The following is a 26,632-nucleotide window of genomic DNA, read 5'->3' on the forward strand; positions in this document are numbered from 1 at the left end:
AACAAGTGTACACTGTGAACGAGCGTACACTTGTTTAGTTCTCATCCGCGTGGTTACGAGACACTGCTTGATCATGTAGCAGACGTTCGAGGACGAGGATATACACCAACGAAACGAGGAGCCCCACGATGCCAGGGAGAACCGCAACGATGGCATCTTCCAAATACGCTGTGGGAATCAGGTAGATCAATAGCGACTTCACACCGTACATCAACATCAATGAGGAGAACAACACAAGCGTCACCGCTCGTTTCGACACACCCCCGAAAAATGATCGTCCTGTCTCCTCTCCTTTTGTCATACCGAGCCAAGATAACAGGCCATAACCCTCCTTTGTCAATCTAAATCGATTTTGCATTCACGAGCCCATTATATACCAATGATTTAATCGGATGAAGGCTGTCAAAAAACGTTGTCACCTCCTGACTATTCTAAATCTAAAAAAAGTTGCAACCCCATTCACAAGGATTGCAACCTACTCTTATATACGGACCATCGTTCACCCAATCAAAATCTTCTCTTTCGGATAGCGAATCTTCCGGTCGGCTTGACGTGCGACGGTAAAGAGAATCGTCAGCGATCCGACACGTCCGAGAAGCATCATGAACATAATCAGACCTTTTCCAGCATCGTTCAATTCCGCGGTGATTCCTAGCGATAATCCCACCGTCCCGAATGCCGAGACTGTCTCAAATAAAATGGCACTCGCTGGAATGTGACCGTTCGTCAAAATAACAAGTGTCGTGATTATAAGAATAAAAAAGAAACTCGAAATTGCAACGACGTATGCTTTTTTTATTTGAAACGCATCAATCGTCCGTTCCATAATAACCGTTTCTTTTTTTCCTGCGATGAACGCCCACATATCCGCGAAGATGACTGCAAGTGTCGTCACTTTAATCCCAGACCCAGTCGACGCTGCACCAGCCCCGATATACATGAGAATCAAAATTAAGCCGATTGATACAGGCGCCATCGTGGCGATATCGATTGTATTGAAACCGGCTGTTCGCGTCGTCACGGCTTGAAAGAATGTCACATGTAGCGCCTCACCGAACGATCGTCCATACAAAGCACCTTCGTTCGATACCCATTCAAACATCATTAGCATGAACCAAGCGATCCCATTGATGACAAGCAGAGATAGAATCATGATTTTCGAATGAAGTGCGAGGCGTTTCCACCCTCTTACTTCTGTCGCGTCGGCAATGGTCGTAAAGCCGAGACCACCAACCATGATCATGAGTGCAATCGTTACAACAATCGCCGTGTTCTGTTCAAACGACATCAGGCTATCCGGAAATAATGCGAACCCTGCATTGTTAAAGGCAGAAACAGCATGGAAAAAACCGTAGTGTAGCGCTGAGATGAAAGAATAATTTTCTGTACTATAAAGTTCAAACGTTAAAAATAACATCCCGATGAATTGCACAATTACAGTCGTAAAAATAATGTTTCTTACAAGTCGTACCGTTCCACCCGGTCCTGCTAAGTTTAATGATTCCTGTAAAATTATTCGTTGTTTCAATCCGATTTTCTTACCCAATACGCTCAAGAGCATTAATGCGATTGTCATAAAGCCGAGACCACCGATTTGAATAAGAGCAACAATGACTAATTCCCCGAATGTATTGAAAGATGTTCCAATATCAACCGTAGATAACCCCGTCACAGTTCCCGCAGAAGTCGCGATGAATAGGCAATCAATCCAAGAAACAGGCTCATCTTGGGCAAATGGCATATATAAAAGAGTTGCCCCAATAAAAATCGCAAGTAAGAAGCCACCCGCAATGAAACGAGCAGGTTTTTCAAATACGATTCGATAGAGTGACTCGACTCGCTTTAAGCGCAACTCACGCGCTGACAATCTATGCCGCATCACGACATCTCCTTCTCTTCTATTATTCTAAGCCCCATGTTACTCCTCGCCTCAATAAATGCCAACAAGAAAATGTATCTCTAACGCTCCTCACGATTTTTTGGTATTATGAGAGATAGACTTTAAGATTGTTGAGGAGGTTGAATGAAACCGTGGACCCTAGTACGGTAGATCATTCGATAGAGGATGTCTCACGAAGGTTGGAGCGCCAATCACAATGTATGCCCGCCCACCTTTATTTTCAGCTAGAAGAGTTACTCAATTGGTCACTCGAGCAAGAAGTCGTGAATCAATTGTACGCATTGTTAAAAAAATACGACGTATTAACCGATATAGAGCGTGAAGAACGAAATATCAGCATTCAAATGCTGATAGATGAAAACGGCGCTTAATCATCGGGAACGCATGTTGCGGGAGACGAGTAGCGTCTCTCGCTTTTTTTGTCCTGATTTATTTCGGAAAGGTGGAAAACAAAGACATGGATGTCGTCACGTTAGTCGGACTCATACTCGGGTTCCTCACCCTCGTCGGTGGAATGATATTAAAAGGAGCAGGTGTTGCGCCGCTGATCAACCCAGCCGCACTGGTTATCATTTTTGTCGGTACAGCCGCAGCGGTCAGTATTGCCGTATCGAAAGAGCAGCTGCAGAACGTCCCCAAACTGTTTAAAATCTTGTTCAAAAAACAAGAACTCCCAAGTAAATCCGGATTGCTCACGCAATTCGTCGACTTGTCGACGCAAGCTCGGAAAGAGGGCCTCTTATCACTCGAAACGGCGCTCGAACAAGTCGAAGAACCGTTTTTACGTCAAGGCATGATGATGGTCATCGACGGTCAGCCTTCTGAATATATTGCGGAAGTCATGTCACGTGACATCGAAAACATGGAACAACGCCATAAAGCGAACTCCGACATTTTTACCCAAGCCGGGACATACGCCCCGACACTCGGGGTACTCGGAGCCGTTATCGGATTGATTGCAGCTTTAAAAGATTTATCGGATATTGAAAAGCTCGGCCATGCCATTTCAGCAGCATTCGTGGCAACATTATTCGGAATTTTCACCGGATACGTGCTCTGGTTCCCATTTGCGAATAAACTCAAGCAGTATTCAAAGAGTGAAGTCATCATCAAGGAAATGATGATTGAAGGGATTTTATCGATTCAAAGCGGTGAATCTCCAAAAACGTTAGAAGATAAACTGTCTGTGTATTTGTCTCCAAAGGAGCGAGCTGACTATGAAGCGCAAAAAGAAGCATGATCATGAAGAACACATTCCGGAAGGATGGCTGATTCCTTACGCCGATTTGTTGACCCTCCTGCTTGCGCTTTTCATCGTGTTATTTGCATCGAGCAATGTCGACCAGACAAAGCTTGAGAAAATGTCACAGTCTTTCAACCAAGTATTCTCAGGAGGCGTCAGCGTCTTTCAGGCTTCGACCGCCTCAAACAGTGATATCAGTCGGACGGATAAAACCGATACGACCGCCAACCCACGCACATACGAGCTAGCTCAGCTTGATGAGTTGAAAGAAGATGTGAATCAATACATTAAAAAGAATGGGCTTGAAAGCCAAATCAAAGCGACCATCAACTCGAGTGGTCTGGTCTTGACGATTCAAGATCGTGCCCTCTTCAACTTAGGAGAGGCGACACTCGATACGGATGCTCGGAACGTTGCTCAAAACATCAGTCAGATTTTAGAGAAAGCTGGAAAACGAGAAATTGTCGTTTCCGGCCATACTGATAACATCCCAATCAACACAGCACGTTTCCCGTCAAACTGGGAACTCAGTTCGGCTCGTGCGACAGCGTTCATGCGTGGCCTTTTAGCAAATGACGCCTTGAACCCGGCTCAGTTCACACTGGCAAGTTACGGTGAATTTAAACCAATCGCGACGAACGACACAGAAGAAGGTCGCTCGAAAAATCGACGCGTCGAAGTGCTAATTAAACCACTCGTCGACCTTTCCGAAGGCGAACCAAAGATGATTGAAACCATCACCCTACCTGACTAAAAATCACCCACTCGTTTGAGTGGGTGATTTGTGTTATTGCATCAATTTAAAGTAGCGTCTTGCAAGTTCTGTGAGCGGACTTTCAAACAAGCGTTTCCGCCAATAAAGATCCGTGACTTTCTTCACCGCCTCACTTCGCGACGGATATGGATAAATCATCCTAGACAACTTCCCGATCTTATCGCCACGTTGCATCGCATAGACGACGATTTGCATCCAATCGCCTGCCGATTCACCGACCGCATGCGCACCGATAATCTTTCCATTTTTCTTCGTAATGACTTTGACAAAACCAGCCTCTTGACGCTCAGCGATAAAGCGATCAACTTCGGACAGTTTCGCTTCATACGTTTCGATGTCATTGCCGTAATGCTCGCGCGCCTCCTGCTCTGTCATGCCAACATGAAACACTTCAGGGTCTGTGAACGTAATCCACGGTAGCTTACTATAGTCGACCTTGTTCCATAACCCAAACAGTGCGTTCGCGACAACCGCCTTCCCTTCTTCGCCGGCCGCATGTGTGAACGGCAGCGTCTTGATTGTATCCCCAATCGCAAAGATATGTGATTGTGACGTTCGATACGAAGATGAGACGTCGATATACCCTTTCGTCACTTGAACGTTTGCCCGGTCGAGACGAAGCGCATCAATCCGTGGAACGCGACCTGTCGCCATGAGCAATTTGTCCGCCTCATATTCAATCGTTTCACCATCTACTTCTGTCGTGACACGGACTCGTCCATCGATTTCATCGACTCGTTTCACCTTCACGCCGATTTTTAAGCGCATCGCCATCTCAAGTTGGGATTTTAAATACGTTGAGACGTCTTTGTCTTCTTTCGGAAGGAAGTCTTCCTGCGCCTCGAGCACCGTGACTTGAGAGCCGAGTCGAACGAATGATTGAGCCAGCTCGAGTCCGACCGTTCCGGCACCGATGACAATCAAACTCTCTGGAAGCGTCTCTTCTTCAAAGACGGTTTCATTTGTTAAGTATGGGACTTGATCTAGTCCATCGATGGGAGGGACTGTTGGTTTCGACCCCGTCGAGATAACAAATTTTTTCCCGATCAATAAATCGTTCCCCACCTTTAGTTCATGCGGACTTTGGAACGAGGCTTCTCCAATATAGACGTCCACGCCAATCTTTTCAAAGCGTTCTGTCCCGTCATGGTCTTGAATGATAGCACGTGCCTTGTCGACTCGTGCCTTAGACATTTGGTAATGCTCTCTTCCATTGAACTCTGTTCCGAGGACACGCGCCGCCCGCATCATCGCATTTGCTTCTTTTGATGCGGCAATCAGCGCCTTAGATGGTACACATCCAACATGTAGACAGTCTCCACCTAAGTGTTTGTTCTTTTCAACAAGCGCTACTTTCACACCTAAATTTGCAGCACCCGCGGCCACCGTCATTCCAGCGGCACCACCACCGATGACTATCAACTGATAATCCTTCATCGAATCAACCTCCGATATTGTTCACTCACATTTTCCATCCGTTTTCGATTCACGCCGAGGTCTGAATAGCCGACACGGGATGCGGACCTAAACTCGATTTGTTGAGTCGCATCATCAAATAGAAAATCGACATCATCTTTAAATCGCATCACTTTCGAAGTCACCACATAATGAAGACTATCGTCTGTTTCTTTCACCAGTTCGGCCCGAGACAATTGATTCATTGCCATCTTGATTGCTTCAACCGATTGCTCGCGACTGCCCGCATATGGCAATGGAGACATACGCAATTCCTCAATCGAGGTTTGTGTCGAAACGGCGTTCGGACTTCCTTTTAACGGCTTCAAGGATTGATTTGCCATCATAAAAACCTCCCTCATTCTACATACATCTATATGTAGCCTGAATTCGGGAGGTTTAACCCTTTTAATGTAGTTCGCTCGGATCGAGCGGTAATAAAACGGTCACGGTCGTCCCGTGTCCAATCTCACTCTCGATGACCAGTTTTCCTTCGTGTGCCTCGATCAATTCCTTCGAAATCGCAAGTCCGAGACCGCTACTGCCTTCCGTCACTTGAGCTTGATAAAACATTTCTGTGATGCGCTGTAAGTGCTCACGAGAAATACCAGGACCTTCATCGATGATCGAGATGAAGGCGACGCGTTCTGATTGAACGAAACGAATCGTCAATGTCCCACCGTCTGGTGAGAAGCGAATCGCGTTCTCGAGAATGTTTAAAAACACTTGCTTCAATCGGTTCTCATCAAAAAGTCCGATCGACTTTTGAGGATACCGTTCAACGAGCGTGATGTCTTTGTCTTCGAGTGACTGCTTTAACTGCAACGTCACTTTTCGCAACAAGGAAACTAAATCCAGTTCCTGACGATACAAGACCAATCGACTCTCTTCGATTTTTGTATAATCAAGTAACTGTTCCACAAGACCAATCATACGCTCCGTTTCGGAATGGATGATGCTCAAACCAAGCTCTGTTTCTTCAGACAGTTTCTCATCGCCTCCCCGAATCGTCTCGGTCCATCCTTTGATCGATGTGAGAGGTGTTCGAAGCTCATGTGAGACACTCGAGAGAAATTCGTTCCGTGTCGATTGATGTTGTTGCACTTTCGCACCCAAATACGTGAGGGTTCGAGCCAATGCCCCTAGCTCATGTTTCTCATTCGATTCAACCGATACATCGAAGTCGCCCTGAGCCATCTCATCAGCGGTTTCAATAATTTGACGAATCGGTCTGACGAAGCGATCGGCAATCCGAATGACGGTGTACAGAGCAAGTAACCAGATCAAGACACCAATTATGGCGACCGTCATCCAAATTTCGCGAATGAGCGTATCCAAATCTTCAAGTGGGCGCGTGAAACTAATGGCAAACTCTGACGTATCATTTGTCACAATTGGGCTCGTGACAGACAGATAGTGCTCTTCACCGACATCATAGTCTTGTACGACCGATTCACCTCGTGCAAGCTCTTGTAATTGTTCTTGAGAAAAAGAGGCCTGTCTAGTCCGTTGACCGGTCGTTTTGACAATCGAACCGCTCCGGTCGACAATCGTCAAATCGGTTCCTGGATATCCGAATGTTCGGACGAGGACAGAGAACGCACTAGGCGTCTCAAACCCGACTTGGGCTTGAGGATATAGATATGCACTTGTTGTCGCATGACTCAGTAACGCTTCTGACTCATACTCGTAATAGTATCGATATGTCCCGTAAGACAAGACGCTGACGAGCAGAAGTAAGACGATCGTCACGACAATCATCATGCGAATGACTAACTGTTGTTTCATGCCTCATGTCTCCGCCATTTATATCCGTGACCCCATAACGTCTCAATATAGATCGGATGACTCGGATCGTCTTCGATTTTTTGACGCAGGCGTCGAATATTGACATCGACCGTTTTTCGATCGCCGAAGTAATTGACCCCCCATACCGCGTCGAGTAACGCATCGCGTGACAAGACGATCTCTTCATTTTGAACGAGATGACAAATCAAGTCGTACTCTGTTGGTGTTAAATCAATAGATTGTCCGTACTTTGTCACTTGCTTCGCTGCAAGGTCGATTGCGAACGGTCCCGACTTCAAGCGTTTCGAGTCTTTTCGTTTCACTTTCTCGACTCGGCGCAATAATGCTTGAATGCGCGCGACCAACTCACCTGGACTAAACGGTTTAGCGATGTAATCGTCTGCTCCTTTTCCGAGTCCTTCAATTTTATCTTCTTCGAGCGTTCGTGCCGTCAACATGATGATTCCGACGTTTTCATCAATATCCCGAATAGCGGCACATGCTTCGAATCCATCCATTTCTGGCATCATGACATCTAACAAAACAACGTCAAACGGTTCACGATCAAACGCGGTAACCGCTTCACGACCGTTTGTTGCCTCGAACACATCGAATCCAGCTCGTTTTAAGTTGACAATAATGAAGCTGCGAATCGCATGTTCATCCTCAGCTACTAAAATTCGATTCATATTTCCACCTCTTCTAGAGTTCACTTCTCTACATTATAGTTACGTTTTTGCGACAAGGTTGTCAATTGACCTTAAAAAGGTTTAGGATTGTATCATTAGATTCTGAAGGAGGACCCCCTACTACTATGAGTTACAAGATGATTGTATTAGATATGGATGATACGCTCTTCACGAGCGACCATACGATTTCCCCGAAGACAAAAGAAGCACTTCTCGATGCGCAGGCACGCGGCTATAAAGTCGTACTGGCGAGCGGACGACCTACGTTTGCGATGTGGGAGGCAGCCCGCGAATTGGAGCTCGCGAAATACGGAAGCTTCATCTTATCGTTCAACGGTGCCTCGGTCATTAATTGTGCGACAAATGAAGAGATTTTCTCAAGTACGCTCCAACCGGACACGGTCGCCCATCTCCATGATATCAGTGAACGGGAAGGAATCGCGATTCATACGTACGTCGGTAACGAAATCGTAACCGATCGTCCGAACTCTTATACGGATATCGAAGGTGAATTGACGGGCATGCCTGTCGTACATGTCGACAACTTTAAAGAAGCTGTGACGGCTCCGGTCGTCAAATGTTTGATGCTCGCGGATGGTGACACGCTCGCTCCGATTGAAACGAAGCTACAAGAAGAGTTGGCCGGAAAACTAGCCGTCGCTCGTTCAAAACCATTCTTCTTAGAGTTCACAGAAGCCGGTGTCACAAAAGGCACAAGCCTCGCCTTACTAGCCAATCAACTCGGTATCGCACAAGACGAAGTGATCGCTTGCGGTGACGGAAACAATGATTTGACGATGATTGAATGGGCAGGTCTAGGCGTTGCGATGGGTAACGCTAACACGACAGTCAAAGGGAAAGCGGACTTCATTACGAAGTCAAACAATGAAGACGGCATCGCTCATGTCATCGAGACATATATGACGGACGTATTCGTCACGCAATAAGCTTCTGATTGTAGAAAGGGAGGAAGTAAGATGAATAAAGGGTTGAAACGTGCTGGAGTCGGATTGATTGGAACAGCAGTCGCAGGAGCGGCTTATGTGTTACTTTCTCCTAAACCAGCGACACGTTTAATCAAAACTTCGTTCGCAGGGGGGAACGAAGTGGAGATGAAAGAATTTGAGGAAGTCGTTCAAAAAACGTCTGTCCGAAAAGACATCGACTACTTGTCTTCTTATGACAATGGAATGTTTGATTTGATTCGTTATGAAGGAAACGGACGAACTGTGCCGACGATTTTTTGGGTGCATGGTGGATCATTCGTCGGCGGAGATAAATCGGATGTGTTAAAATACGCCACTTCGATTGCGAGTAACGGCTACAATGTCGTCAGTATCAATTACGCACTCGCACCTGACGTGATGTATCCGACCCCGCTCAAACAAATCGAAGAGGCGTACTCATTTATCGCTGAGAACAATGACCGCTTCCGTCTCGACTTAGACCGCATCTTCTTTGCGGGTGATTCGAACGGTGGACAGCTCGCCGCACAGTTTGTCGGCATCCAGTTGAATGACGACTATTCGCCTTCTGCCGAAGTTGAGCAAGTCGTACCGAAGTCCTCTATTCTCGGAGCCATCCTCTTGTCTGCTCCGCTCGACTTGAAGCGCGCATGGCTCGAATCATCGAAGTCAGTGAACCGCTTCTTGTTCAAACGAATCGGATGGGCTTACTTCGGCACATACAATTGGGAGACCCTACCGGTCGTTGCTGAAGCGTCGCCACTCGTCAATGTACCGGCCACATTCGTCCCAACGTTTATCGCGGACGGGAATGACCATTCCTTTGAAGAGCAGGCCAAGGAATTTGCGACGATCCTTTCAGGACGGACGGATGTCACGACTGTCTTTTATGATCGGAATGAGCACGAGCTCGGTCATAACTATTACTTCGAAATGGACCGCCCAGCGGCTAACTCTACGTATCGCCGTTTGATTACGTTCTTACGCGAAGCGACAAATCAATCTGTATAATGCACAAGAGGCAACGTTCTCCTACTATGGAAAACGTCGCCTCTTTTCGTTAGCGCAATAGTTCGAACGCACGACCAATCAATTCATTACGGGATGAAGAGGTATGACGCAATGCTTCAAGACGTTCAATCAATGTCTGTTTCAGTCCTTCGTCATTCACCAGTTCCAGACACTCAATGTGTAATAACCAGGCGTCAGGGTGGTTCGTTAAAATCTCTGGGATGAGACCATCAATCGATTCTCCCCGCTCACGCATGAGATGAATTCGATTGAACATCGGGTCATCGTTCGTCCATACACGTTCATCTCGCTCGATGATCACGGGTTTTTCGATGATCATCAGCTCGTCTACCGTCGTTCCTGGGAAGATCGATGGAAGCGAGTCGACACGTACCTCGAGTGAGTCGAGAGGAATCGTCCGTCCTTCTAACTGAACGTTCACGTCTTGGAGCAGATCAGATGCACAGGCTTGACGAACGGTCGTCCCGTCCTCGAGGAGGTCATCGCGATCTAGCGCAGATTCCGTATCATGGACAATGAGGAGTCCATGACGCTCTCGTTTCGTTAACTGACCACTTTTTACAATGGTGCATTCATCCCATTGAATGAGCGTATGTTCTTTCGACTCCGTCATGTGGCGAACGATGCCGACACGTTCTGATCCGTCTTCGAGTCGAATCGTCGACTGACTTCCCGACGCCAACGCTTTCGCCACGGATTCAATTCCACCTTTTCGAATCGCCATTCTTCCTTCTAGTTCATCTAAGACAGAAGAGAGTGTCTCAAAGTTTGGAATAACGAACAGCTCTTTTTGCATGTTTGTCACGTCCTGCTTCGTCTGTAGCGCGTGCTCTAAGTCGAATGGATGTTTGACGACCGCATCCGTCAGACAGTGACGGCTCTCTCCGACAGAGGACAAGAGACCTGCCCCGTAAATCATCGGACGCTCGAGGTCACCAATCAATCCAAATTCAACAGTCCACCAAAAGATTCGTGCGACTTGTTGTGCCTCTGAGAAGCCAGTCACTTGCGCTTTCGCCTCATGGACGGCTTTTTCCGCCGCCTCGATGTCTTGTTCGGTCGAATTGGCATTTTCCTTCACAATCGTCAAGCGTTTCAATGCTGCGAATGAGGCATGCTCTTCTCGGTTCATGAACGCCTTGGCCCCTAATTGACCGAAGCGTTTAACGATTTCCGAAAACGTCGGGTCCATCAACATCGGCGCATGTCCTGCAGCCTCATGAATGATGTCAGGCGCTGGACTGTATAAAATATTCTCGACTTTCCGAATGTCTGTCGCGACCGGCAGCATCCCATTTCCTTGGAAGTCAAAAAAGGCAACACCGGGGATGAGTCCATCCACTGCGACCGTCGACCATCCTGCCGTCTGCATCTCATCCGTCATCAGTTCGACGTTCGGCAATCGGTCCGGTCCCATTCCCGTCCGTTTCAATCCTTCGATGTAAAATGGATGCGCCTTCCCTTCTAACGTATGCAAGTTCAACCGCAACACGAAACGCCAAACGGCGTGATCCGTTGGTGTGTATTCATTGTAGAACTGCGGTGAAATATGTGGGGCTAGGTGTTTTGAAATCGATTGTGTCAACATGTGAAGTCCTCCTTTGAAATCAAAAAATCCCTATCGATTGAATCGATAGGGACGACAAAGCCGCGGTACCACCCTAGTTACTAGAGAATATCTAGTCACTTGATCCGATAACGGGGGACCGCTCAATCACGAGAGCTCGGGAACTGTAATTCGATTCATCTTTTGGGCGTGTTCGCAGCACCACACGCTCTCTGGGCCATGGAAGATGTCTCTACTTCGGTTCTTTCTTCGCTTTTCTTACATATTCAATTCTTTATCTTTTATACAGTTATGCTGTTATGCATATATGCTTTTAAGTGCTAAAGTGACGTCTTGTTAGTTACTGTACCAAAGCTAAACAAAGGCGTCAACAAAAAACAGCCTACGAATTTTCGCAGACTGTCAGAGACACCACTCAATCGGGGGTTTTCCCCACTCATTCAATGCATCGTTTACTTGGGAGAATGGCTTAGAGCCGAAGAATCCACGATGGGATGACAACGGACTTGGATGTACCGACGTGAGCACTTTATGTTGGTCTCCAATCCATTTCATTTTCTTCTTCGCATCATTTCCCCACAAAATGAATACGATTGGTTCCTCACGACTCCCGAGCCGCTCAATGATGGAGTCAGTGAACTGTTCCCACCCTTTTCCACGGTGAGAGCCCGCCTTCCCCGCTTCAACCGTCAGTGCCGTATTTAAGAGAAGGACCCCTTGTTTCGCCCATTTCTCAAGATTGCCACTCTTCGGGAGGTCACATCCAACGTCATCTTTTAGTTCTTGAAAGATGTTTCGTAGAGACGGTGGGAAACGTACCCCGTCCTGCACCGAAAAACTGAGTCCATGCGCTTGATTCGGTCCGTGGTACGGATCTTGCCCTAAAATGACGCACTTCACCTCACTGAATTTCGTGTAAATAAATGCGTTCCAAATGTCTTCTCGGGTCGGGTAAACGATCGTTTCTTCATAAGCTTGGTCGACGAATTGCCTCAACTGTTGAAAATAGGGCTGTTTCATTTCCTCTTGGATGATATCCGTCCAATCTCCAAGCAGTCGACTCGATAACTGATCTGCCATTGCATACTCCCCTTTCCCTTTGTATCATACCCAAAATAATTGCATACAAAAAGACGAGTCGATCGACTCGTCTTTCAAGGTTATACCGTTACTGCGCCTGCTACTTCTTTTGCAAGTGCTTCTGCTTTCGCTTTCGCGTCCGCCACGATCTCTTCGATTTTGTCTGGGTATTGGTTCATCCCTTCAACCGCTACCGTTGTGACTTCAGATACACCGACAAACGCGAGCGCTTGACGGAGGTACGCGTCCGCAAAGTTGAGGTCCGTTCCTGTGTAGATTCCACCCGTTCCTTGTATGTGAATCGCTTGTTTGTTTTCAAGCAAGCCGACAGGTCCTTGCTCTGTGTAACGGAACGTTTTGCCCGCCATAAGGACGCTATCGAGGAACATTTTCATACGCGCTGGGAAGAAGAAGTTCCACATTGGTGTCGCGAATACGTAGAGATCCGCTTCCATGAATGTCTCGAGCATGCTACTCATCGTTCCTACTTTTTTCGCTTCCACGTCAGTAAGTGCTTCACCTGACGCGAATTTGCCCCATGCGCTAAGCACATCTCCATCGATTTCTTGTACATCGACATCGTAGAGTTCAATTGCTTCTACTTCGATTGATTCGTTTTCAGCCTTAAGTGTCGATACGAATGTTTCTGCAACTTGCTTGCTGTATGAAAGTTCAGCTGGTTTCGGGTTAGCCGATACATATAATACTTTAGTCATCGTGTAATCCTCCATTTGTGTAATCTATACTTTTTCAATAACAGTTAGAACTATATCATCTGTATATCTCATCGTCAATTATTTTAATTTCAAGATATTATGTAAAAAAGCAACGGGCTTTATTTGCCCGCTGCGTTATAACCGACTCGTTTCAATAACGAAATCAATTGTTCCGTCTCTTCTTCGCTTAACGGTCCATATATATCTTTGAAGATTTCAATGTGTTGCGGATAGACGACGTCCATGAGCGTCTGTCCATCGTCTGTCAACGAGGCGTACGTGACGCGACGGTCAGACGGACAGGCGATTCGTTCAATCAGCCCTCGCTTCTCCAACTTGTCGATGACGTATGTCACACTACCGCTCGTAATCAAAATCTGATCCCCAATTTGTTGTAGCGGGGTGTCTCCTCGTTTATACAGTACGGATAACACACCGAACTCTGTTGAATTTAACTGGTGGCGTCGTAAATCTTCTTTCACACGATCACTGATGGCATCCATCGTCCGCGCAAGAACGACCCACGCCTTCAATTCAAGGGATTCAATCATGTCGGTTTCACCTCAATTCGTTCATCATATATCACTAGTATAGCAGGACTTATGAAGTATAAGCCGGGAAAAATTCTTCGTCAAGGAACTTCTTCATTGTCGCCTATGTCGGAAACGTTTAGAATGGTAGTATTGTGATTTTAAGAAGGGGTGGACCGTATGCGTGAGTATTACGAAATTTCATTGACGATTAAACGGGAGTTTTTGCATGCTGTCATCGATTTGTTGAATCGGGAAGGCATCGCACCGGACTATGCGCTCGAAAAAGAAGGTGCGGTCTTTTTGTTATTCAATCATTTACCTTGGCCAAACGTGACCCGTGAACCGCATGCCGTGGAACGTTTCTTGTTGACGTTGAAACGATCGGACTATTTATTCGTCAAAACGAAACGTAAATCACCGGTCCCCGATCATGAACCGGTCGCGTGTATGGGTGCCCTCGTCTCTCCGTTCAATGAACATTTGCGGATTGAGCTCGCGGTCGATGAGTCTGAAGCGAGTCATTTAGATATGTCCGCATTTCGTCATTACTAAACAAAATGATAATCCCCCATGACGGTTAGACCGTAACAACTAGCCGAAATGGGGATTTTTTTAGGAGTAGCTGTTTTCTTTGACGGGAATAAAGGACAGTATTCGAATGAAAAAGGAGACATGTCGGAATGGACACAGTCATGTTAATCGTCAATCCATCCTCAGGAAAAGAGTTAGGGGAACAACATGCGACACATGCCGAAGAGGTGTTGCGCGAACGATATGGACACGTCGATGTCCGATTCACTGAAAAGGAACAGGATGCGACGGACTTCGCACGTGAAGCAGCAGAAAAGCACTACCAGGCCGTCATTGCGATGGGTGGGGACGGAACCTTGAACGAAGCGGTAACCGGCCTGGCCGAAGCCACTCATCGACCTGACTTCGGCATCATCCCACTCGGTACGGTCAACGACCTCGCCCGTGCACTCGGTGTCCCAAGCAATCCTAAAAAAGCGATCGAGGCACTTCGTGATGCCAAACCGACGCCGATGGATATCGGAAAATATGAGAACGGTTATTTCATGAACGTCATCGCCATCGGCCTCATTGCCGAAGCGGTCGACGAAGTAAGTGTGGAAGAAAAAACAAAATGGGGACCGTTCGCCTACTTGATTGAAGGAATTAAAGCCTTCAGAGAACATAGCCCATATGAACTGATGGTTGAGAGTGAGGACGGACAATTTGATAATAAGGCATATCTCGCCGTCATCGCTTTGACGAACTCAGTCGGAGGTTTTGAAAATTTCGAACCGGATGCGCGACTCAACGATGGGCTTCTTCATGTCTATATTTTTGAAGAACTTCGTCTAAAAGATGCCCTTCAATTAACACCCGCCCTATTCACAGGAAAACTGAAGGAGACCGACAGCGTCACATCATTTTGTACGAAATGTGTGAAAGTAAGCTCGCCTGATGCCCTTCCGGTAAACGCAGATGGAGACACAGGCGGTGCGTTGCCGCTAACATTTGAGATTTTACCGAGCCATTTAAACGTATTGAAGCCGGTCTAAGAGCAGGACTTTTATCAATGGAACCGAATGTTTTTAAGCGAGAAAGGAGAATGACCTATTAATATCTCGCTCGTTCCACTTACAACAGCAACCGACGACATCGTCAATACGTTCAATCGTTGGAATAACGACCCACAAATCGTACATCTCATTCGACCGAGCCGCTCTGAAGAAGATTTGACCGCCCATTATGAGATGACAGTTGATGATTTAGAAGAACGGCTCTTAACGCATGACATTTTTCTCATCTATGCAGATGACCATTTCGTTGGAGAAATGAACGTTATGTATGACCCGCCTCACTTGTATCGTCAACAACCCGGTACGGCATGGCTCGGTTTCGTCATCGGTGAATCCATCGGTCGAGGGAAAGGCGTTGGTACGGAAGCTCTTCGTTTGTTAGAAGAGATATTGCGAGCCAAACAAACGCCTCGTATGGAACTCGGCGTATTTGCCTTCAACCATGCGGCCCATCGTCTCTATTCAAAATGTGGCTATCAAGAAATTGGACGGATCGAGCATTTCACCTATTGGGATGATCAATTTTGGGCCGATATTCGTATGGAGAAACGCTTTGACTAAAAAAATCCTCCCACTTGATGTGGAAGGATTTTTTACTTAATTATTCAAATTTTCGACTTCGACGATGCGGAAGCCTTTTTGTTCGAGCTTAGAGACTACTTTGTTCTTCTTATCTTCATCGCAATCAGGTGGCAGCGTCACGAGCACCCGACGCACTACCTTACTTTTCGCATCGAGTGTCATCAGGCTCGCAATCGATGTGTACTTGTTCACGACTTTCGTGATTTTTTCGAGCGCCCCCGCTTGTTCACTCAAGGCAATCGTCAAGACGTAGCTTCCTGTGTCACGACTCCACGCCTCTTCGAGCATGCCGAGCATCTTACCGTGTGGCAAAATTCCATAAAACTCGTTGCTTTCATCTTTTAATACCGCAATGTACGGCAATTCTTTGATGGAGAAGAATACTTCGAAGAACCCATCGGATTCATGAACGTATTTTTGCGTATTTTTAATAAGTGTCATCACATTATCATCCATGTTTTCCCCGTTCATTCCATGACGATAAATATGCATTTTATAAATGTTACCGCGGAAAAATGTTCCCGTCTCGTCTAAAACAGGTACACAGCGATACCCTGTTTCTTCAAGCGTATGAAGCGCTTCCCGCAATGTTGCCTTTTCACTGATGGTGACAACATCTTTCTTTGGGATACATAAGCTATGCACTAACATGCGTTTTCCTCCTAGCCAATAATAAAGTGGTCTACACCCTATTCATTATTATTCCCCAAATATGATGAATATCCTGCATGTTTTTTCTGAAAAGTTATGAACACTTCTTTTAATCCTTGAATTTGTCGGAATTCGAAAAAGTCGTTATAGTGAAACTATCCAAACAGACAAAGGGGATGAACGATTATGACGATGAAAAAAGCATTGACGATCGCCGGTTCTGATACGAGTGGCGGCGCGGGTATCCAAGCCGATCTCAAAACGATGGAAGAACTCGGTGTGTATGGCATGACAGCCTTGACTGTCATTGTGGCACAAGATCCACATAACGCATGGAACCATGAAGTCTTTCCAATCGATACGACATTGATTGAAAAGCAAATCGATACGGTTCTCGCTGGAATCGGAGTCGACGCAGTGAAGACAGGTATGCTCCCGACACCTGAAATCATTGAACTCGCTGCGCGTAAAATTAAAGAGTATGGCATCAAGAATGCGGTCGTCGACCCAGTCATGGCATGTAAAGGTGCCGATGAAATTCTTGATCCGAACGTTGCGGTCGCAATGCGGAAACACCTCGTGCCGGTCGCAAAAATCATCACACCGAACTTATTCGAGGCGCGTATGCTCGCTGGCCTCGACAAAACACCATCGACGATGGACGAAATTAAAGAAGCAGCTCGTTTAATCCATGAGCTCGGCGCGGAAATCGTCATCGTTAAAGTCGGTGGCAAACTCGGATTCGACACAGCGTTTGACGTCTTATACGACGGAAACGAATTCCGTCTACTTGAAAGTGAAAAAATTAAGCCTGCGTTCACACATGGTGGCGGGTGTACGTTCTCTTCTGCCATCGCAGCTTCTCTCGCAAACGGTCATACGGTCGATGAAGCAATCGAAATCGGCAAAGAGTTTATCACAGAAGCAGTTCGTCACTCATTCCGTCTAAACCAATACGTTGGACCAACGAACCATACAGGGTACCGCAAAAAAGTAGCTGCACAATCGTAAAAAGATGACCCGGAACCGCGTGTTTCGGGTCATCCTTTCCATTGGAGGGACAGACGTGAAAGCAATTCAACCCAATCACATTCAACAATATTTGGACAGTCACGTCGCAACACCGCTTTTCGTACATGTTGAGACAACAAACGGTGCCTATGCGACACATAACGACCCAGACTTTCATAATGCCGGGATGTTTATTCGTAACGCTAAAATCGAATATAGCATCGGTCAAATTAAAGGAAACGGACCTTATCGAGTCGGATTAAAACTTGATCATGGCTGGCTCTATGTGGAAGGTTTGACCGATTTTGAAGTGCATGGCGAGCAGCTGTTACTCGCTGGTCACGATCGTCTCGGACGCCTGGCATGTGCACTTCATATCGATGTAAAACCGCTCCCTCAAGGAGCTTCGGAGGTGGAAAATCAATGAATGGACCATTACTCGTCATCTTCCCACATCCAGACGATGAGGCGTTCAGCTCAGCCGGAACGATCATTCAACATCGTCAAAAAGGGCTTCCGGTCACGTATGTCTGTTTAACACTCGGTGAGATGGGGCGCAACATGGGCTCCCCAATTTTTACGACACGTGAAGAACTCCCTAAAATTCGAAAACGTGAATTAGAAGAGGCTTGTCGGATAATGGAAATCGAAGACCTGCGCATGTGGGGTCTTCGTGATAAAACCGTCGAGTTCGAAGACGAAGCCGCACTCGCTGCTCGTTTCCGCGCCTTGATTGACGAAGTGAAGCCGGAAACCGTCGTCTCATTCTATCCAGAATATGCCGTTCACCCGGACCATGAAGCTACAGCTCGTGCCGTCGTACGAGCACTTCAGGAGATGGGAGAAGCGCGCCCCGAGTTTTTAGGTGTCGCCTTCGATCGCCGCACAGAAGATGAGCTCGGACAACCTCACGTGATCGTCGATGTGACGGAAGAAAGTGAACAGAAGAAAGACTCCCTCTTTGCCCATCGTTCTCAGACGGAAGGTCTTCTACGCGCCATTGACAATGCAGAAAACGCCCACGTCATGGAGTTACTCCAACGTGAGCGCTTCTATCATTATCCGTTCTCATGATTCATAGGCTAGGCGGGTCATATACAGCAAGGTCCCGACGGTCCCAAGACCAATCAACGTTCCGAATACTACAACGATTTGTCCCATGTTTTCACCTCTTCTAGACTTTACGAACGTTTCAATTGATTGGTTTCAAACAGAGCACCCACTTATTAGGGTGTGCTGTTTTTTTATGTACAAAATTTGATTATTTTTATCATACACCCAATATCCTGTCATTTCGTCCGTCTTAAGACGTAAAAACAGACATGGCTTATGGCCCATGGCCCATGCTTGTCATGATTAAGAGTGAGTCGCATGAAAGAACCAAACGACAAGTCCGATTAGTATGAACGCAAGAAATAGCGACGATGTCGTTCCCCCAATAAAGACAATCCCTATTATGAGGATACCGAGATGCCATAGCATCGAGACAGACGATTCCGTCGTCGCTCGAATAGATGAAGGAACTTGATGGTGCAAAAGTCCATAATAGAGCGGCTCCATCGCCCCATATAGAAGTCCCAACAATCCCATCACACCAATTCCGATTGGACTCGGAAATAAGCCGATGAAGAGAAACCCGCCACCCATCACCCAACCGAATCGCTTCAACCAACGTTCTGAAGGCGCAAAATGCGCAATGGTACCTGCGAACAGCTGCCCTGGCAACTGAATCAAGAGCAAACCACTTGAAATGACACCGAACCAATAAATCGGAACGGACACATCGCGAGCGTACAGTTGCCAAAATTCATCGATGAAATTGAAGGCAGACACCGCTGCCAAAAAACTGATTGTGACATGCCGAAGTTGCTTCTTCGACCAAACGAATTGAAACCCTTTGAACAAATGCCGCCACGTCAAACGTTCCTCTCGCTCTCGATGAGTCGGTTCGACAAGAAATAGGCTAGAGATGGTCGCAATCATTAAACTCAAAATCGAGAGCTTGTAGTTCCACTCCATGGGAAGGTACTGAGCCAAAACACTTCCACTCAATACCGCCATCACAGCGGCCACGATCCCAATCGCGTTCAGTTTCCCGAGTACCCGTTCGAATGACGACGCTTCGCGACTTTCCTGTAACGACTCGTACAGCAAAGCATTCTCTGCCCCACTTCGAATGACCGACCCGACGGCTGAACAACTGATGGCGACAAAGAAACTGGTGAACGTGAACGAATACAAAATGACAATAAACGACAGCCACTCTAATCCGACACCGATTTGGACGAGTCGACGCCGTGCCGTATGGTCCGCCCATACACCAGTCGGTACTTCTAACAGAACGATGATGAGCGCATACACCATCTCTAAATAAACGACTTCCTGAATGGAGATGCCCCGTGACTCCCAGAACAGCCGTTCAATCACGTATGCATGAATCAGCCCTTCAAACCAACGAACCCACCCTAGTCGGACAACGTTTCGACGAACTTAACTCGGTGAACGTGCTCGTTTTCTCACTTGAATCTCCTCCTTACTTGTCTATTCCCGAAAACACAAAAAAACCACGAGACGAATCTCGTGGTCGACGTGTTATTTTAATAAGTTGAGAATCTCGCGGTTGAACGCTGGAATGTCATCTGGCTGACGGCTCGTCACGAGCTGGTTTTGGCAGACAACGACTTCTTTGTCCGCATATTTCGCTCCGGCATACTCCATGTCGACTTTAATCGATTTGTAGCCGGTCGCATCACGACCTTCAAGCGTCTTCGCCGTAATCAATAGCTGTGGTCCGTGACAGATGGCAAACACAGGCTTCTTCGCGTCCATGAAGGCTTTGGCGAACGAAACGAACCGCTCGTCTTCACGTAACAAGTCAGGAGAGAATCCGCCTGGTAAGAGAAGGGCGTCAAAATCTTCTGGCGATACATCGTCAATCGATTGATCGATGTTCACTTTCGCCTCTCCTTGTTTTCCTTCTACCGTATTGCCTGCTTTCTTCTCGATTGTCACGACGTCATGTCCCGCATCCACCAATGCGTCACGGGGACCCGTGAATTCTACATCTTCAAACATATCTGTAATGAGCGTTGCTACTTTTGCCATGTTCTAAACACTCCCTCTGTTTGTTTTATGCACATAGGGACTGTTCCACAGGCATGAATCACTTAAACATCACTGCATGCATTCAACGGAACTTCGAGACGTACGGATTGTCGCGTTCAAAGAAGCGATACGGGTAGTCACGAGCCTCGCCCGTATTCGGAATCCCGATACGTGGACCCGCCTCGATCACCATTTCGGTCTCACCTTCCGCAATATAGAGCGGGTCTTGTTGGAACGAGTGTCCGTATAAATCCATCGTGATTCCGAGTGCTTTCGTCAACTTCCCCGGACCGTTCGTTTGGTCATATCGCTTCACCCCAGGACGGTTCGCCGCAACCCAGTCGTGTCCTTGAATCGGTTCGACGGCCCGAATCAACACGGCTTCCGGTGTGCCGACCGGTCCACTGACCACGTTCAAGAGCGTATGTGTATGCATTTGATACGTGTATACATGTCCCGGTTTTCCGAACATGACTTCCGTTCGCTTCGTCCGACGTCCCCCGAAACTGTGTGCCGCTCTGTCGATGGCACCGAGATAAGCTTCTGTCTCGACAATCTTTGCGATGATGTCGCCTTCCGGGTGTCGTCTCACCAAATATTGACCGAGTAAGGAGCGGGCCAAATCGAGTGTCGGTTGTTCATAAAATGCCACATCGAGTCGCTTCATAGTTCCACCTCCGTTTGTCCCATTTTCTCAAAAGTCGTATCCTTCATACAAAAAAGATGCCCTGCACGGCAGGACATCACTCATTTACGATGCGATTTTTAGTGATTCATGCTGCTTCCCCAACCGAACGTATCCCAAAATGATAGAGAAGACCGGGCTGAGCCAAAGGAAGAACGCAAATGGTGCATATTCCAATACAGGTACACCGAGCGTCGCTGCGAAGAACGCTCCGGAGACACCCCACGGAATGAGTGGGTTAATCACAGTCCCACCATCCTCAAGCGCACGTGACAAGTAGCGTGGGTCAATCCCGCGATCGATGAATCCTTGTTTGAACGCCTGTCCTGGCAAGAGAATCGATAAGTACTGCTCTCCCGCGAGCAAGTTGACACCGATTGAACTGAGGACGACCGAGAGGACCGAACTTCCTGGTGATTTCAACCGCTCGAGCAACGATTCAACGATGGCTTGGAAGACACCGAGTTCGCGCAACAAGCCGCCGAATGCAAGGGCAATCAAGACGAGACTGACCGACCAAAGCATCGATTCAAGACCACCACGATCGAGTACCGTCGCAATCGTCTCGTTCTCGACACCTGACTTGAATCCAGACTGCATGACGCCGAGCCAGTTCGAGATGCTCCAGTTTCCTTGAACGAATCCAGCCGTCAACACACCAGCGAACATCCCGACGAGCATCGTCGGCAAGACCGGCATGCGGCGAAATGCAAGCACTGCGACAAGAACAGGGGCAATCAACGTGAGCCAAGAAAGATCAAATCGTCCGCCGAGCGCTGTCTGTGCTTCCGCGATTTGTGTCGTATCGGCAGTTTGACCACTGCGTCCAAGGAATGTGAATAAAATCAATGTGATGATAAACGCTGGAATCGTCGTCCCCATCATAAAACGAATGTGGTCGAACAGTTTGACACCTGCCACTGCCGGAGCAAAGTTGGTCGTATCCGACAACGGGCTCATCTTGTCTCCGAAGAGCGCACCCGACACGATCGCACCTGCGGCGAGAGCCGGCGAGATGCCTAGCGCCGTCCCGATTCCGAACAAGGCGACACCGACCGTACCGACTGTCGTAAATGCGCTTCCTGTGAATGTCGAGACAATCATCGTAATTAATAAGACACTTGGTAAGAACCATTCAGCAGAGATTGTATTTAATCCGATGGAGAGGATCGTCGCGACCGTTCCGGACATTTGCCATACCCCGATGAGCATCCCAATCAACAACAGAATCAACACCGGCATAATCGCTTCACGAATCCCGTTGATCATTGCTGTTTCAATCTGTTTGAAGTCGCGTGAACGATAATACGCGTATCCACCTACTATTACCATTGTGCCAAAAATCGCCATGTGTGGCGTCGCTTTGGCCAAAAACATCAGTGCGAGCAAGGTGATCCCGCTCATTAACACGACGAATACAGCTTCTTTTCCTTTCATCTGCATCGACGTCCCCTCCTTTCGTTATATCCTGATTATTTATTATTCCACCTAACCGCTTAAACGCTTTTATGCACAAAAGCGTATTAGTGATGTTTTTTACTATACTCGCTTCCTTTCTCCCTGTCAAACGACTTTTTATGATAAATTAAATGCTTGAGGGTGACCTCCGGAGTTCGTAACCTCCTCCGACATCAAAACTAGCGAAAAGGAAGTGTGCTTCATGCAACACGAAAAAGCATTGGTCGTCTTTAGTGGTGGCCAAGATTCAACCACTTGCCTGTTTTGGGCAAAACAACAATTCTCTCATGTGGAGGCGGTGACGTTCGCATATGGTCAACGCCATGATGCGGAAATCGAGGTCGCAAAAGAAATTGCGACAGAACTCGATGTCCCACACCACATCCTCGATTTGTCCCTACTCGGACAACTCACATCGAATGCGCTCACGAGACACGATCTCGACATCGACAATGCGGACGTCCCAAACACGTTCGTTGATGGACGCAACCATCTATTTTTATCATTCGCGGCCGTCATGGCCAAACAACTCGATATGCACCACATCGTGACCGGTGTATGTGAAACGGACTTTTCAGGCTACCCGGATTGCCGAGACCAATTCATCAAATCACTCAACGTGACACTCAATTTAGCGATGGATTATCCATTCGTCATCGACACACCACTCATGTGGCTCGATAAAAAAGAAACGTGGGCACTCGCCGACAAGCTCGGTGCGTTCGACTATGTCAAAGAACGCACGCTCACTTGCTACAACGGTGTCATCGGTTCAGGTTGTGGAGAATGTCCGGCGTGTATCCTTCGCCAAAACGGACTCACAGCTTATGAGGAGGTGCGCGTATGAAGCATGCTCCGTTCCTCGCTCCGACAAGTGTCGAATCAAAACAAGAAGGATCGCTCATCTACTGTCCGCATCGCGTTCAAATCGTCAAAGAAGTGACGTTCGACGCGGCGCACCATCTATTTGATTATGACGGCAAATGTCGTGCCCTTCATGGTCATACGTACAAACTCCAGATGGGTGTCAGCGGCTTTCTCGACAATCGTGGGATGACACTCGACTTTGGTGACTTGAAGACCATCTTTAAAGAAGAGCTTGAGCCTTATCTCGATCATCGCTATTTGAACGAGTCACTCCCTTATATGAATACAACTGCAGAAAACATGTGCTATTGGATTTTTGAACAGTTGGCGACACACTTGCCGAATGAACGCGACGTCCGCGTCGAATTCGTCCGTTTGTATGAAACGCCGACGTCGTACGCTGAGTTCCGCCGTGAATGGTTGGTGGAATCGTGAAAATCCCTGTTCTTGAAGTGTTTGGACCGACCTTCCAAGGAGAAGGCCGCGCCATCGGACAAAAGACGATGTTCGTCCGGACCGCCGGTTGCGATTACCGCTGTTCGTGGTGCGATTCCGCCTTCACGTGGGACGGTTCAGAAAAACCGGATATGCTGACAGCAGACGAGGTGATCGCACGCCTTGACGCACTCGGTATGTATGATTACCTCACCATCTCGGGGGGCAACCCGCTCCTCATCGCAGCCATGGAAGACCTCGTCGTGAAGTTGAAAGAACGTGGCATCACATTAGCTGTCGAGACACAAGGTAGCCGCTATCAAGACTGGATCACACAAATCGACGACGTGACCCTCAGTCCGAAGCCCCCGTCGTCTGGTATGAAGACAAACTGGGAACAACTCGACGCGATCGTCGAACGGTTGCGTCCGGAGCAAACGACATTTAAAGTCGCCGTGTTTGATGAAGTGGATCTTGCCTATGCAAAAGAAGTGCAACAGCGCTACTCACCGGACGTCATGTATTTATCTGCCGGTAACCCAGATCCGGGTGCTGATGGTGATATCACCGATGCCCAGCTTCGTCGCTTGAAACAGCTGTGGGAAGACGTCGCACGCGACCCGTCTTGGCAAAGCGTCCGCGTCCTACCGCAACTACACACATTACTGTACGCCAACGAACGTGGCGTGTAAGGAGAATGAACATGAGATCAGAAGACTTACAAGACCTCTCGCTCCTCGGACAGAAGAGCGTCCCTTATATTTTTGAATACACACCGGACGTACTTGAGGCGTTCCCGAACCGTCACCCGGAGAATGATTACTTCGTCAAATTCAACGCACCGGAATTCACTTCCTTGTGCCCGATTACGAATCAACCGGACTTTGCGACAATCTACATCTCGTACATCCCGGATGAGAAGCTCGTCGAGTCGAAGTCGTTGAAACTGTACTTGTTCAGCTTCCGTAACCATGGCGACTTCCACGAGAACTGCATCAACGTCATCGGGAAAGACCTCGTCAAGTTGATGGAGCCGCGCTATCTCGAAGTGTGGGGGAAATTCACACCGCGTGGCGGCATCTCGATCGACCCATACTACAACTACGGAAAACCGGACACGAAATACGAAAAAATGGCAGAACATCGTCTGTTCAACCATGACCTCTACCCTGAGACGATTGACAATCGTTAATTGAAAAGTAGGCGCTCCATGTGGAGTCGCCTACTTTTTTTGATAGCGATGAATCTGTCGTTTAATCGGTTCACGAAACACCGTCGCGATGAGCGTCAATACGAGCATGATTCCGAATGCCAAGGCGATGAGCGTCCAATCACCGCTAGCGATACTACTTCCGAGAAAATTGTTTGCGAACGCCCCCGGAATCATGCCGACGACGGTCGCAAACAGATACGCCGGCACCTTTACTTTCGCCAAACCTGAAGCGTAGCTGACCAAATCGAAATTGACGAGTGGAATGAGGCGTAAGATGAGGACATAAAAGAATCCGTCTTCTTCGATTTTTTGTTGAATCGCTTCATAGTTCGTCGATTCAAAATGATGCAGGAAACGATCGCCGAAATAGATAGCCACATAATAAGCGACGAGAGCACTTAGCGTCGCTCCGATGACAGTATAGATGACGCCAGGTATGATCCCGAATGCCAAACCGCCTGCGACCGACAGGACCGATGTCGGAAAAAGGATGAGCGGTCGAATGGTGAATAAAATGATATAGATCAAGGGAGCCAACCATCCGAATTGAATGATGTAGTCCCGAATGTCGCCTGGACTTATGTCAATCCACTGATACAGGAACGTCGCTGTCCCAAACAAGAGTAGGACGAATGCGATCATCCACTGTGTTTTCCATTTTTTCATCGTCCCGCCTCCTTTCTATTTGTTTTTATTCCCCTAATCCAGGATGTCATCCACCTTTTTTCGGCCATCTCGATGTGGTACGGTTAGAAAAAGCAGAAGGAGGAAATCGATATGAACCTTGCAGATGCCCTAATATTAAAACAGTTGCTCCATGAGCAAATCGATACATTGACCGAAGAGATTGAGAACGTAGCGTTCATCTCAATCGAAGCGACTGAATCCATTCCGACGATTCAGTCCCGTTCTCTTCAAGACATCGAGATGGAACTGGAACATATCCGTCTTGACTTACGCCAACTCGACCGCTTGATTCAAGAGGAGAACGTCCGATCCGTCGTCGAAACACACGACGGTCCACTCCCACTCGTCGAAGCGATTGAGCTTGCCATTCAGTTACGTGTTCAGGCACGGCTTTATGAAAAGTTGTCACTTCGTCCGAAAAAAGAATATGTACACGGGGTCGCCGTAATCAAACATGCCTTGTACGACCCAGAACTATATCGTTTGAAGGCACGTGACATTAAGAAACGGGCCATCCGAATCGAAAGTGCCATCCAAGCTATCCGTCATCAAGCAGACATTGAATTTGATGCATCACGATACATGTAAAAAGCGAAGGAACCCCTTCGC

The 26,632-nt window shown here is 47.5% G+C and carries 32 protein-coding genes and 1 other annotated feature; of the genes, 16 read left to right on the forward strand and 16 right to left on the reverse strand.

What is annotated here, in order from left to right; all coding sequences use genetic code 11:
- Window positions 1-34 precede the first annotated feature (34 nt).
- Together KNO76_RS07540 and KNO76_RS07545 are read right to left on the reverse strand one after the other, a co-directional pair.
- Window positions 35-358: a hypothetical protein gene (locus KNO76_RS07540; protein ID WP_214703720.1), complete on the reverse strand. Its 324-nt coding sequence runs from the start codon at window positions 356-358 to the stop codon at window positions 35-37.
- A gap of 141 nt (window positions 359-499) precedes the next feature.
- Window positions 500-1,879 carry a TrkH family potassium uptake protein gene (locus KNO76_RS07545; RefSeq protein WP_214703718.1) on the reverse strand — a complete coding sequence of 460 codons (1,380 nt, stop codon included), beginning with the start codon at window positions 1,877-1,879 and terminating at the stop codon, window positions 500-502.
- A gap of 200 nt (window positions 1,880-2,079) precedes the next feature.
- On the opposite strand from KNO76_RS07545, the gene KNO76_RS07550 reads away from it, so the two are divergent.
- The 3 genes from KNO76_RS07550 to KNO76_RS07560 all read left to right on the forward strand — a co-directional run bounded on the left by KNO76_RS07550 (window position 2,080) and on the right by KNO76_RS07560 (window position 3,897).
- Entirely contained in the window at window positions 2,080-2,271 is a 192-nt protein-coding gene (locus KNO76_RS07550; RefSeq protein ID WP_224862903.1) for a hypothetical protein, read from the forward strand.
- A gap of 86 nt (window positions 2,272-2,357) precedes the next feature.
- Window positions 2,358-3,140: a flagellar motor stator protein MotA gene (gene motA, locus KNO76_RS07555; protein WP_026824519.1), complete on the forward strand. Its 783-nt coding sequence runs from the start codon at window positions 2,358-2,360 to the stop codon at window positions 3,138-3,140.
- The gene (locus tag KNO76_RS07560; RefSeq protein ID WP_026824520.1) at window positions 3,118-3,897 is read left to right on the forward strand and encodes a flagellar motor protein MotB; all 780 of its coding nucleotides are present in this window, start codon (window positions 3,118-3,120) and stop codon (window positions 3,895-3,897) included. The genes motA and KNO76_RS07560 overlap by 23 nt, the downstream gene beginning before the upstream one ends.
- Before the next feature lie 33 nt (window positions 3,898-3,930).
- Here KNO76_RS07560 and KNO76_RS07565 read toward each other — a convergent pair whose 3' ends face one another.
- The 4 genes from KNO76_RS07565 to KNO76_RS07580 form a co-directional block, all read right to left on the reverse strand.
- Window positions 3,931-5,355: a dihydrolipoyl dehydrogenase family protein gene (locus KNO76_RS07565; protein ID WP_214884338.1), complete on the reverse strand. Its 1,425-nt coding sequence runs from the start codon at window positions 5,353-5,355 to the stop codon at window positions 3,931-3,933.
- Window positions 5,352-5,717 (reverse strand): DUF1499 domain-containing protein, encoded by a 366-nt coding sequence (locus KNO76_RS07570; protein WP_214703716.1) that lies wholly within the window; start codon window positions 5,715-5,717, stop codon window positions 5,352-5,354. The genes KNO76_RS07565 and KNO76_RS07570 overlap by 4 nt, the downstream gene beginning before the upstream one ends.
- Before the next feature lie 64 nt (window positions 5,718-5,781).
- Window positions 5,782-7,161: a sensor histidine kinase gene (locus KNO76_RS07575; RefSeq protein ID WP_214703714.1), complete on the reverse strand. Its 1,380-nt coding sequence runs from the start codon at window positions 7,159-7,161 to the stop codon at window positions 5,782-5,784.
- Window positions 7,158-7,850 (reverse strand): response regulator transcription factor, encoded by a 693-nt coding sequence (locus KNO76_RS07580; RefSeq protein WP_026824524.1) that lies wholly within the window; start codon window positions 7,848-7,850, stop codon window positions 7,158-7,160. The genes KNO76_RS07575 and KNO76_RS07580 overlap by 4 nt, the downstream gene beginning before the upstream one ends.
- Window positions 7,851-7,975: 125 nt before the next feature.
- Between KNO76_RS07580 and KNO76_RS07585 the strand changes: the two genes are divergently transcribed.
- Together KNO76_RS07585 and KNO76_RS07590 are read left to right on the forward strand one after the other, a co-directional pair.
- On the forward strand, window positions 7,976-8,797 hold the full coding sequence (locus tag KNO76_RS07585; RefSeq protein WP_026824525.1) for a Cof-type HAD-IIB family hydrolase: 822 nt from the start codon (window positions 7,976-7,978) through the stop codon (window positions 8,795-8,797).
- 30 nt (window positions 8,798-8,827) lie between these two features.
- A complete protein-coding gene (locus KNO76_RS07590) occupies window positions 8,828-9,826 on the forward strand; it encodes an alpha/beta hydrolase (RefSeq protein ID WP_214700949.1) in 999 nt (332 codons plus the stop codon).
- Window positions 9,827-9,875: 49 nt separating this feature from the next.
- On the opposite strand, the gene KNO76_RS07595 is transcribed toward KNO76_RS07590, so the two are convergent.
- The 4 genes from KNO76_RS07595 to KNO76_RS07610 all read right to left on the reverse strand — a co-directional run bounded on the left by KNO76_RS07595 (window position 9,876) and on the right by KNO76_RS07610 (window position 13,761).
- On the reverse strand, window positions 9,876-11,435 hold the full coding sequence (locus KNO76_RS07595) for an aromatic amino acid hydroxylase (RefSeq protein ID WP_214884341.1): 1,560 nt from the start codon (window positions 11,433-11,435) through the stop codon (window positions 9,876-9,878).
- A gap of 44 nt (window positions 11,436-11,479) precedes the next feature.
- Window positions 11,480-11,673: a binding site (T-box leader), on the reverse strand.
- 143 nt (window positions 11,674-11,816) lie between these two features.
- Complete coding sequence (locus tag KNO76_RS07600) at window positions 11,817-12,494, reverse strand: uracil-DNA glycosylase (protein WP_034770695.1); 678 nt, start codon at window positions 12,492-12,494, stop codon at window positions 11,817-11,819.
- Between the two features lie 80 nt (window positions 12,495-12,574).
- Window positions 12,575-13,210 (reverse strand): NAD(P)H-dependent oxidoreductase, encoded by a 636-nt coding sequence (locus tag KNO76_RS07605; RefSeq protein ID WP_026824528.1) that lies wholly within the window; start codon window positions 13,208-13,210, stop codon window positions 12,575-12,577.
- A 119-nt stretch (window positions 13,211-13,329) separates the two neighbouring features.
- Window positions 13,330-13,761 (reverse strand): MarR family winged helix-turn-helix transcriptional regulator, encoded by a 432-nt coding sequence (locus KNO76_RS07610; RefSeq protein ID WP_214884344.1) that lies wholly within the window; start codon window positions 13,759-13,761, stop codon window positions 13,330-13,332.
- 159 nt (window positions 13,762-13,920) lie between these two features.
- Between KNO76_RS07610 and KNO76_RS07615 the strand changes: the two genes are divergently transcribed.
- The 3 genes from KNO76_RS07615 to KNO76_RS07625 all read left to right on the forward strand — a co-directional run bounded on the left by KNO76_RS07615 (window position 13,921) and on the right by KNO76_RS07625 (window position 15,890).
- Window positions 13,921-14,295: a hypothetical protein gene (locus KNO76_RS07615; protein WP_015880488.1), complete on the forward strand. Its 375-nt coding sequence runs from the start codon at window positions 13,921-13,923 to the stop codon at window positions 14,293-14,295.
- Window positions 14,296-14,423: 128 nt separating this feature from the next.
- The gene (locus KNO76_RS07620) at window positions 14,424-15,308 is read left to right on the forward strand and encodes a diacylglycerol/lipid kinase family protein (RefSeq protein ID WP_214703701.1); all 885 of its coding nucleotides are present in this window, start codon (window positions 14,424-14,426) and stop codon (window positions 15,306-15,308) included.
- Between the two features lie 63 nt (window positions 15,309-15,371).
- Window positions 15,372-15,890 (forward strand): GNAT family N-acetyltransferase, encoded by a 519-nt coding sequence (locus KNO76_RS07625; protein WP_353047882.1) that lies wholly within the window; start codon window positions 15,372-15,374, stop codon window positions 15,888-15,890.
- A gap of 36 nt (window positions 15,891-15,926) precedes the next feature.
- On the opposite strand, the gene cbpA is transcribed toward KNO76_RS07625, so the two are convergent.
- Window positions 15,927-16,562 carry a cyclic di-AMP binding protein CbpA gene (cbpA, locus tag KNO76_RS07630; RefSeq protein ID WP_026824532.1) on the reverse strand — a complete coding sequence of 212 codons (636 nt, stop codon included), beginning with the start codon at window positions 16,560-16,562 and terminating at the stop codon, window positions 15,927-15,929.
- A gap of 186 nt (window positions 16,563-16,748) precedes the next feature.
- Here cbpA and pdxK point away from each other — a divergent pair, with 186 nt between their 5' ends.
- From pdxK to bshB2, 3 genes are read left to right on the forward strand one after another with little or no spacing between them, the layout of a single operon-like run.
- Window positions 16,749-17,573 carry a pyridoxine/pyridoxal/pyridoxamine kinase gene (gene pdxK, locus KNO76_RS07635; protein WP_026824533.1) on the forward strand — a complete coding sequence of 275 codons (825 nt, stop codon included), beginning with the start codon at window positions 16,749-16,751 and terminating at the stop codon, window positions 17,571-17,573.
- Between the two features lie 55 nt (window positions 17,574-17,628).
- Complete coding sequence (locus KNO76_RS07640) at window positions 17,629-18,000, forward strand: YojF family protein (protein ID WP_026824534.1); 372 nt, start codon at window positions 17,629-17,631, stop codon at window positions 17,998-18,000.
- On the forward strand, window positions 17,997-18,647 hold the full coding sequence (gene bshB2 / locus KNO76_RS07645) for a bacillithiol biosynthesis deacetylase BshB2 (protein WP_214884348.1): 651 nt from the start codon (window positions 17,997-17,999) through the stop codon (window positions 18,645-18,647). The genes KNO76_RS07640 and bshB2 overlap by 4 nt, the downstream gene beginning before the upstream one ends.
- Window positions 18,648-18,929: 282 nt before the next feature.
- On the opposite strand, the gene KNO76_RS07650 is transcribed toward bshB2, so the two are convergent.
- The 4 genes from KNO76_RS07650 to nhaC form a co-directional block, all read right to left on the reverse strand.
- The gene (locus KNO76_RS07650) at window positions 18,930-20,000 is read right to left on the reverse strand and encodes an MFS transporter (protein WP_214884351.1); all 1,071 of its coding nucleotides are present in this window, start codon (window positions 19,998-20,000) and stop codon (window positions 18,930-18,932) included.
- 165 nt (window positions 20,001-20,165) lie between these two features.
- Window positions 20,166-20,678 carry a type 1 glutamine amidotransferase domain-containing protein gene (locus tag KNO76_RS07655; RefSeq protein ID WP_026824537.1) on the reverse strand — a complete coding sequence of 171 codons (513 nt, stop codon included), beginning with the start codon at window positions 20,676-20,678 and terminating at the stop codon, window positions 20,166-20,168.
- 82 nt (window positions 20,679-20,760) lie between these two features.
- Window positions 20,761-21,345 (reverse strand): DNA-3-methyladenine glycosylase, encoded by a 585-nt coding sequence (locus tag KNO76_RS07660; protein ID WP_214700940.1) that lies wholly within the window; start codon window positions 21,343-21,345, stop codon window positions 20,761-20,763.
- 84 nt (window positions 21,346-21,429) lie between these two features.
- Entirely contained in the window at window positions 21,430-22,806 is a 1,377-nt protein-coding gene (gene nhaC / locus KNO76_RS07665) for a Na+/H+ antiporter NhaC (RefSeq protein ID WP_214884354.1), read from the reverse strand.
- 217 nt (window positions 22,807-23,023) lie between these two features.
- Here nhaC and queC point away from each other — a divergent pair, with 217 nt between their 5' ends.
- From queC to queF, 4 genes are read left to right on the forward strand one after another with little or no spacing between them, the layout of a single operon-like run.
- A complete protein-coding gene (queC, locus tag KNO76_RS07670) occupies window positions 23,024-23,668 on the forward strand; it encodes a 7-cyano-7-deazaguanine synthase QueC (RefSeq protein ID WP_214884357.1) in 645 nt (214 codons plus the stop codon).
- The gene (gene queD / locus KNO76_RS07675) at window positions 23,665-24,123 is read left to right on the forward strand and encodes a 6-carboxytetrahydropterin synthase QueD (RefSeq protein ID WP_026824541.1); all 459 of its coding nucleotides are present in this window, start codon (window positions 23,665-23,667) and stop codon (window positions 24,121-24,123) included. Before queC ends, queD begins: the two co-directional genes overlap by 4 nt.
- Entirely contained in the window at window positions 24,105-24,815 is a 711-nt protein-coding gene (gene queE, locus KNO76_RS07680) for a 7-carboxy-7-deazaguanine synthase QueE (RefSeq protein ID WP_214884360.1), read from the forward strand. The genes queD and queE overlap by 19 nt, the downstream gene beginning before the upstream one ends.
- Before the next feature lie 11 nt (window positions 24,816-24,826).
- Window positions 24,827-25,315 (forward strand): preQ(1) synthase, encoded by a 489-nt coding sequence (gene queF / locus KNO76_RS07685; protein WP_483297388.1) that lies wholly within the window; start codon window positions 24,827-24,829, stop codon window positions 25,313-25,315.
- 30 nt (window positions 25,316-25,345) lie between these two features.
- Here the strand turns inward: queF and KNO76_RS07690 are convergent, their stop codons facing one another.
- A complete protein-coding gene (locus KNO76_RS07690; RefSeq protein ID WP_214884363.1) occupies window positions 25,346-26,002 on the reverse strand; it encodes a TVP38/TMEM64 family protein in 657 nt (218 codons plus the stop codon).
- Between the two features lie 111 nt (window positions 26,003-26,113).
- On the opposite strand from KNO76_RS07690, the gene KNO76_RS07695 reads away from it, so the two are divergent.
- Entirely contained in the window at window positions 26,114-26,611 is a 498-nt protein-coding gene (locus KNO76_RS07695; RefSeq protein ID WP_214878963.1) for a hypothetical protein, read from the forward strand.
- Window positions 26,612-26,632: the final 21 nt, after the last annotated feature.

The sequence above is a fragment of the Exiguobacterium sp. s101 genome, assembly GCF_018617835.1.
In the GTDB taxonomy this organism is placed as follows: Bacteria; Bacillota; Bacilli; order Exiguobacteriales; family Exiguobacteriaceae; genus Exiguobacterium; species Exiguobacterium marinum.

Excerpts from the sequence above, each read along its gene's own strand:
- KNO76_RS07540 (WP_214703720.1), bottom strand. The coding sequence starts at position 358 with ATGCAAAATCGATTTAGATTGACAAAGGAGGGTTATGGCCTGTTATCT.
- KNO76_RS07545 (WP_214703718.1), bottom strand. The coding sequence starts at position 1,879 with ATGCGGCATAGATTGTCAGCGCGTGAGTTGCGCTTAAAGCGAGTCGAG.
- motA (WP_026824519.1), top strand. The coding sequence starts at position 2,358 with ATGGATGTCGTCACGTTAGTCGGACTCATACTCGGGTTCCTCACCCTC.
- KNO76_RS07560 (WP_026824520.1), top strand. The coding sequence starts at position 3,118 with ATGAAGCGCAAAAAGAAGCATGATCATGAAGAACACATTCCGGAAGGA.
- KNO76_RS07565 (WP_214884338.1), bottom strand. The coding sequence starts at position 5,355 with ATGAAGGATTATCAGTTGATAGTCATCGGTGGTGGTGCCGCTGGAATG.
- KNO76_RS07570 (WP_214703716.1), bottom strand. The coding sequence starts at position 5,717 with ATGGCAAATCAATCCTTGAAGCCGTTAAAAGGAAGTCCGAACGCCGTT.
- KNO76_RS07575 (WP_214703714.1), bottom strand. The coding sequence starts at position 7,161 with ATGAAACAACAGTTAGTCATTCGCATGATGATTGTCGTGACGATCGTC.
- KNO76_RS07580 (WP_026824524.1), bottom strand. The coding sequence starts at position 7,850 with ATGAATCGAATTTTAGTAGCTGAGGATGAACATGCGATTCGCAGCTTC.
- KNO76_RS07585 (WP_026824525.1), top strand. The coding sequence starts at position 7,976 with ATGAGTTACAAGATGATTGTATTAGATATGGATGATACGCTCTTCACG.
- KNO76_RS07590 (WP_214700949.1), top strand. The coding sequence starts at position 8,828 with ATGAATAAAGGGTTGAAACGTGCTGGAGTCGGATTGATTGGAACAGCA.
- KNO76_RS07595 (WP_214884341.1), bottom strand. The coding sequence starts at position 11,435 with ATGTTGACACAATCGATTTCAAAACACCTAGCCCCACATATTTCACCG.
- KNO76_RS07600 (WP_034770695.1), bottom strand. The coding sequence starts at position 12,494 with ATGGCAGATCAGTTATCGAGTCGACTGCTTGGAGATTGGACGGATATC.
- KNO76_RS07605 (WP_026824528.1), bottom strand. The coding sequence starts at position 13,210 with ATGACTAAAGTATTATATGTATCGGCTAACCCGAAACCAGCTGAACTT.
- KNO76_RS07610 (WP_214884344.1), bottom strand. The coding sequence starts at position 13,761 with ATGATTGAATCCCTTGAATTGAAGGCGTGGGTCGTTCTTGCGCGGACG.
- KNO76_RS07615 (WP_015880488.1), top strand. The coding sequence starts at position 13,921 with ATGCGTGAGTATTACGAAATTTCATTGACGATTAAACGGGAGTTTTTG.
- KNO76_RS07620 (WP_214703701.1), top strand. The coding sequence starts at position 14,424 with ATGGACACAGTCATGTTAATCGTCAATCCATCCTCAGGAAAAGAGTTA.
- cbpA (WP_026824532.1), bottom strand. The coding sequence starts at position 16,562 with ATGTTAGTGCATAGCTTATGTATCCCAAAGAAAGATGTTGTCACCATC.
- pdxK (WP_026824533.1), top strand. The coding sequence starts at position 16,749 with ATGACGATGAAAAAAGCATTGACGATCGCCGGTTCTGATACGAGTGGC.
- bshB2 (WP_214884348.1), top strand. The coding sequence starts at position 17,997 with ATGAATGGACCATTACTCGTCATCTTCCCACATCCAGACGATGAGGCG.
- KNO76_RS07655 (WP_026824537.1), bottom strand. The coding sequence starts at position 20,678 with ATGGCAAAAGTAGCAACGCTCATTACAGATATGTTTGAAGATGTAGAA.
- KNO76_RS07660 (WP_214700940.1), bottom strand. The coding sequence starts at position 21,345 with ATGAAGCGACTCGATGTGGCATTTTATGAACAACCGACACTCGATTTG.
- nhaC (WP_214884354.1), bottom strand. The coding sequence starts at position 22,806 with ATGCAGATGAAAGGAAAAGAAGCTGTATTCGTCGTGTTAATGAGCGGG.
- queC (WP_214884357.1), top strand. The coding sequence starts at position 23,024 with ATGCAACACGAAAAAGCATTGGTCGTCTTTAGTGGTGGCCAAGATTCA.
- queD (WP_026824541.1), top strand. The coding sequence starts at position 23,665 with ATGAAGCATGCTCCGTTCCTCGCTCCGACAAGTGTCGAATCAAAACAA.
- queE (WP_214884360.1), top strand. The coding sequence starts at position 24,105 with ATGGTTGGTGGAATCGTGAAAATCCCTGTTCTTGAAGTGTTTGGACCG.
- queF (WP_483297388.1), top strand. The coding sequence starts at position 24,827 with ATGAGATCAGAAGACTTACAAGACCTCTCGCTCCTCGGACAGAAGAGC.
- KNO76_RS07690 (WP_214884363.1), bottom strand. The coding sequence starts at position 26,002 with ATGAAAAAATGGAAAACACAGTGGATGATCGCATTCGTCCTACTCTTG.
- KNO76_RS07695 (WP_214878963.1), top strand. The coding sequence starts at position 26,114 with ATGAACCTTGCAGATGCCCTAATATTAAAACAGTTGCTCCATGAGCAA.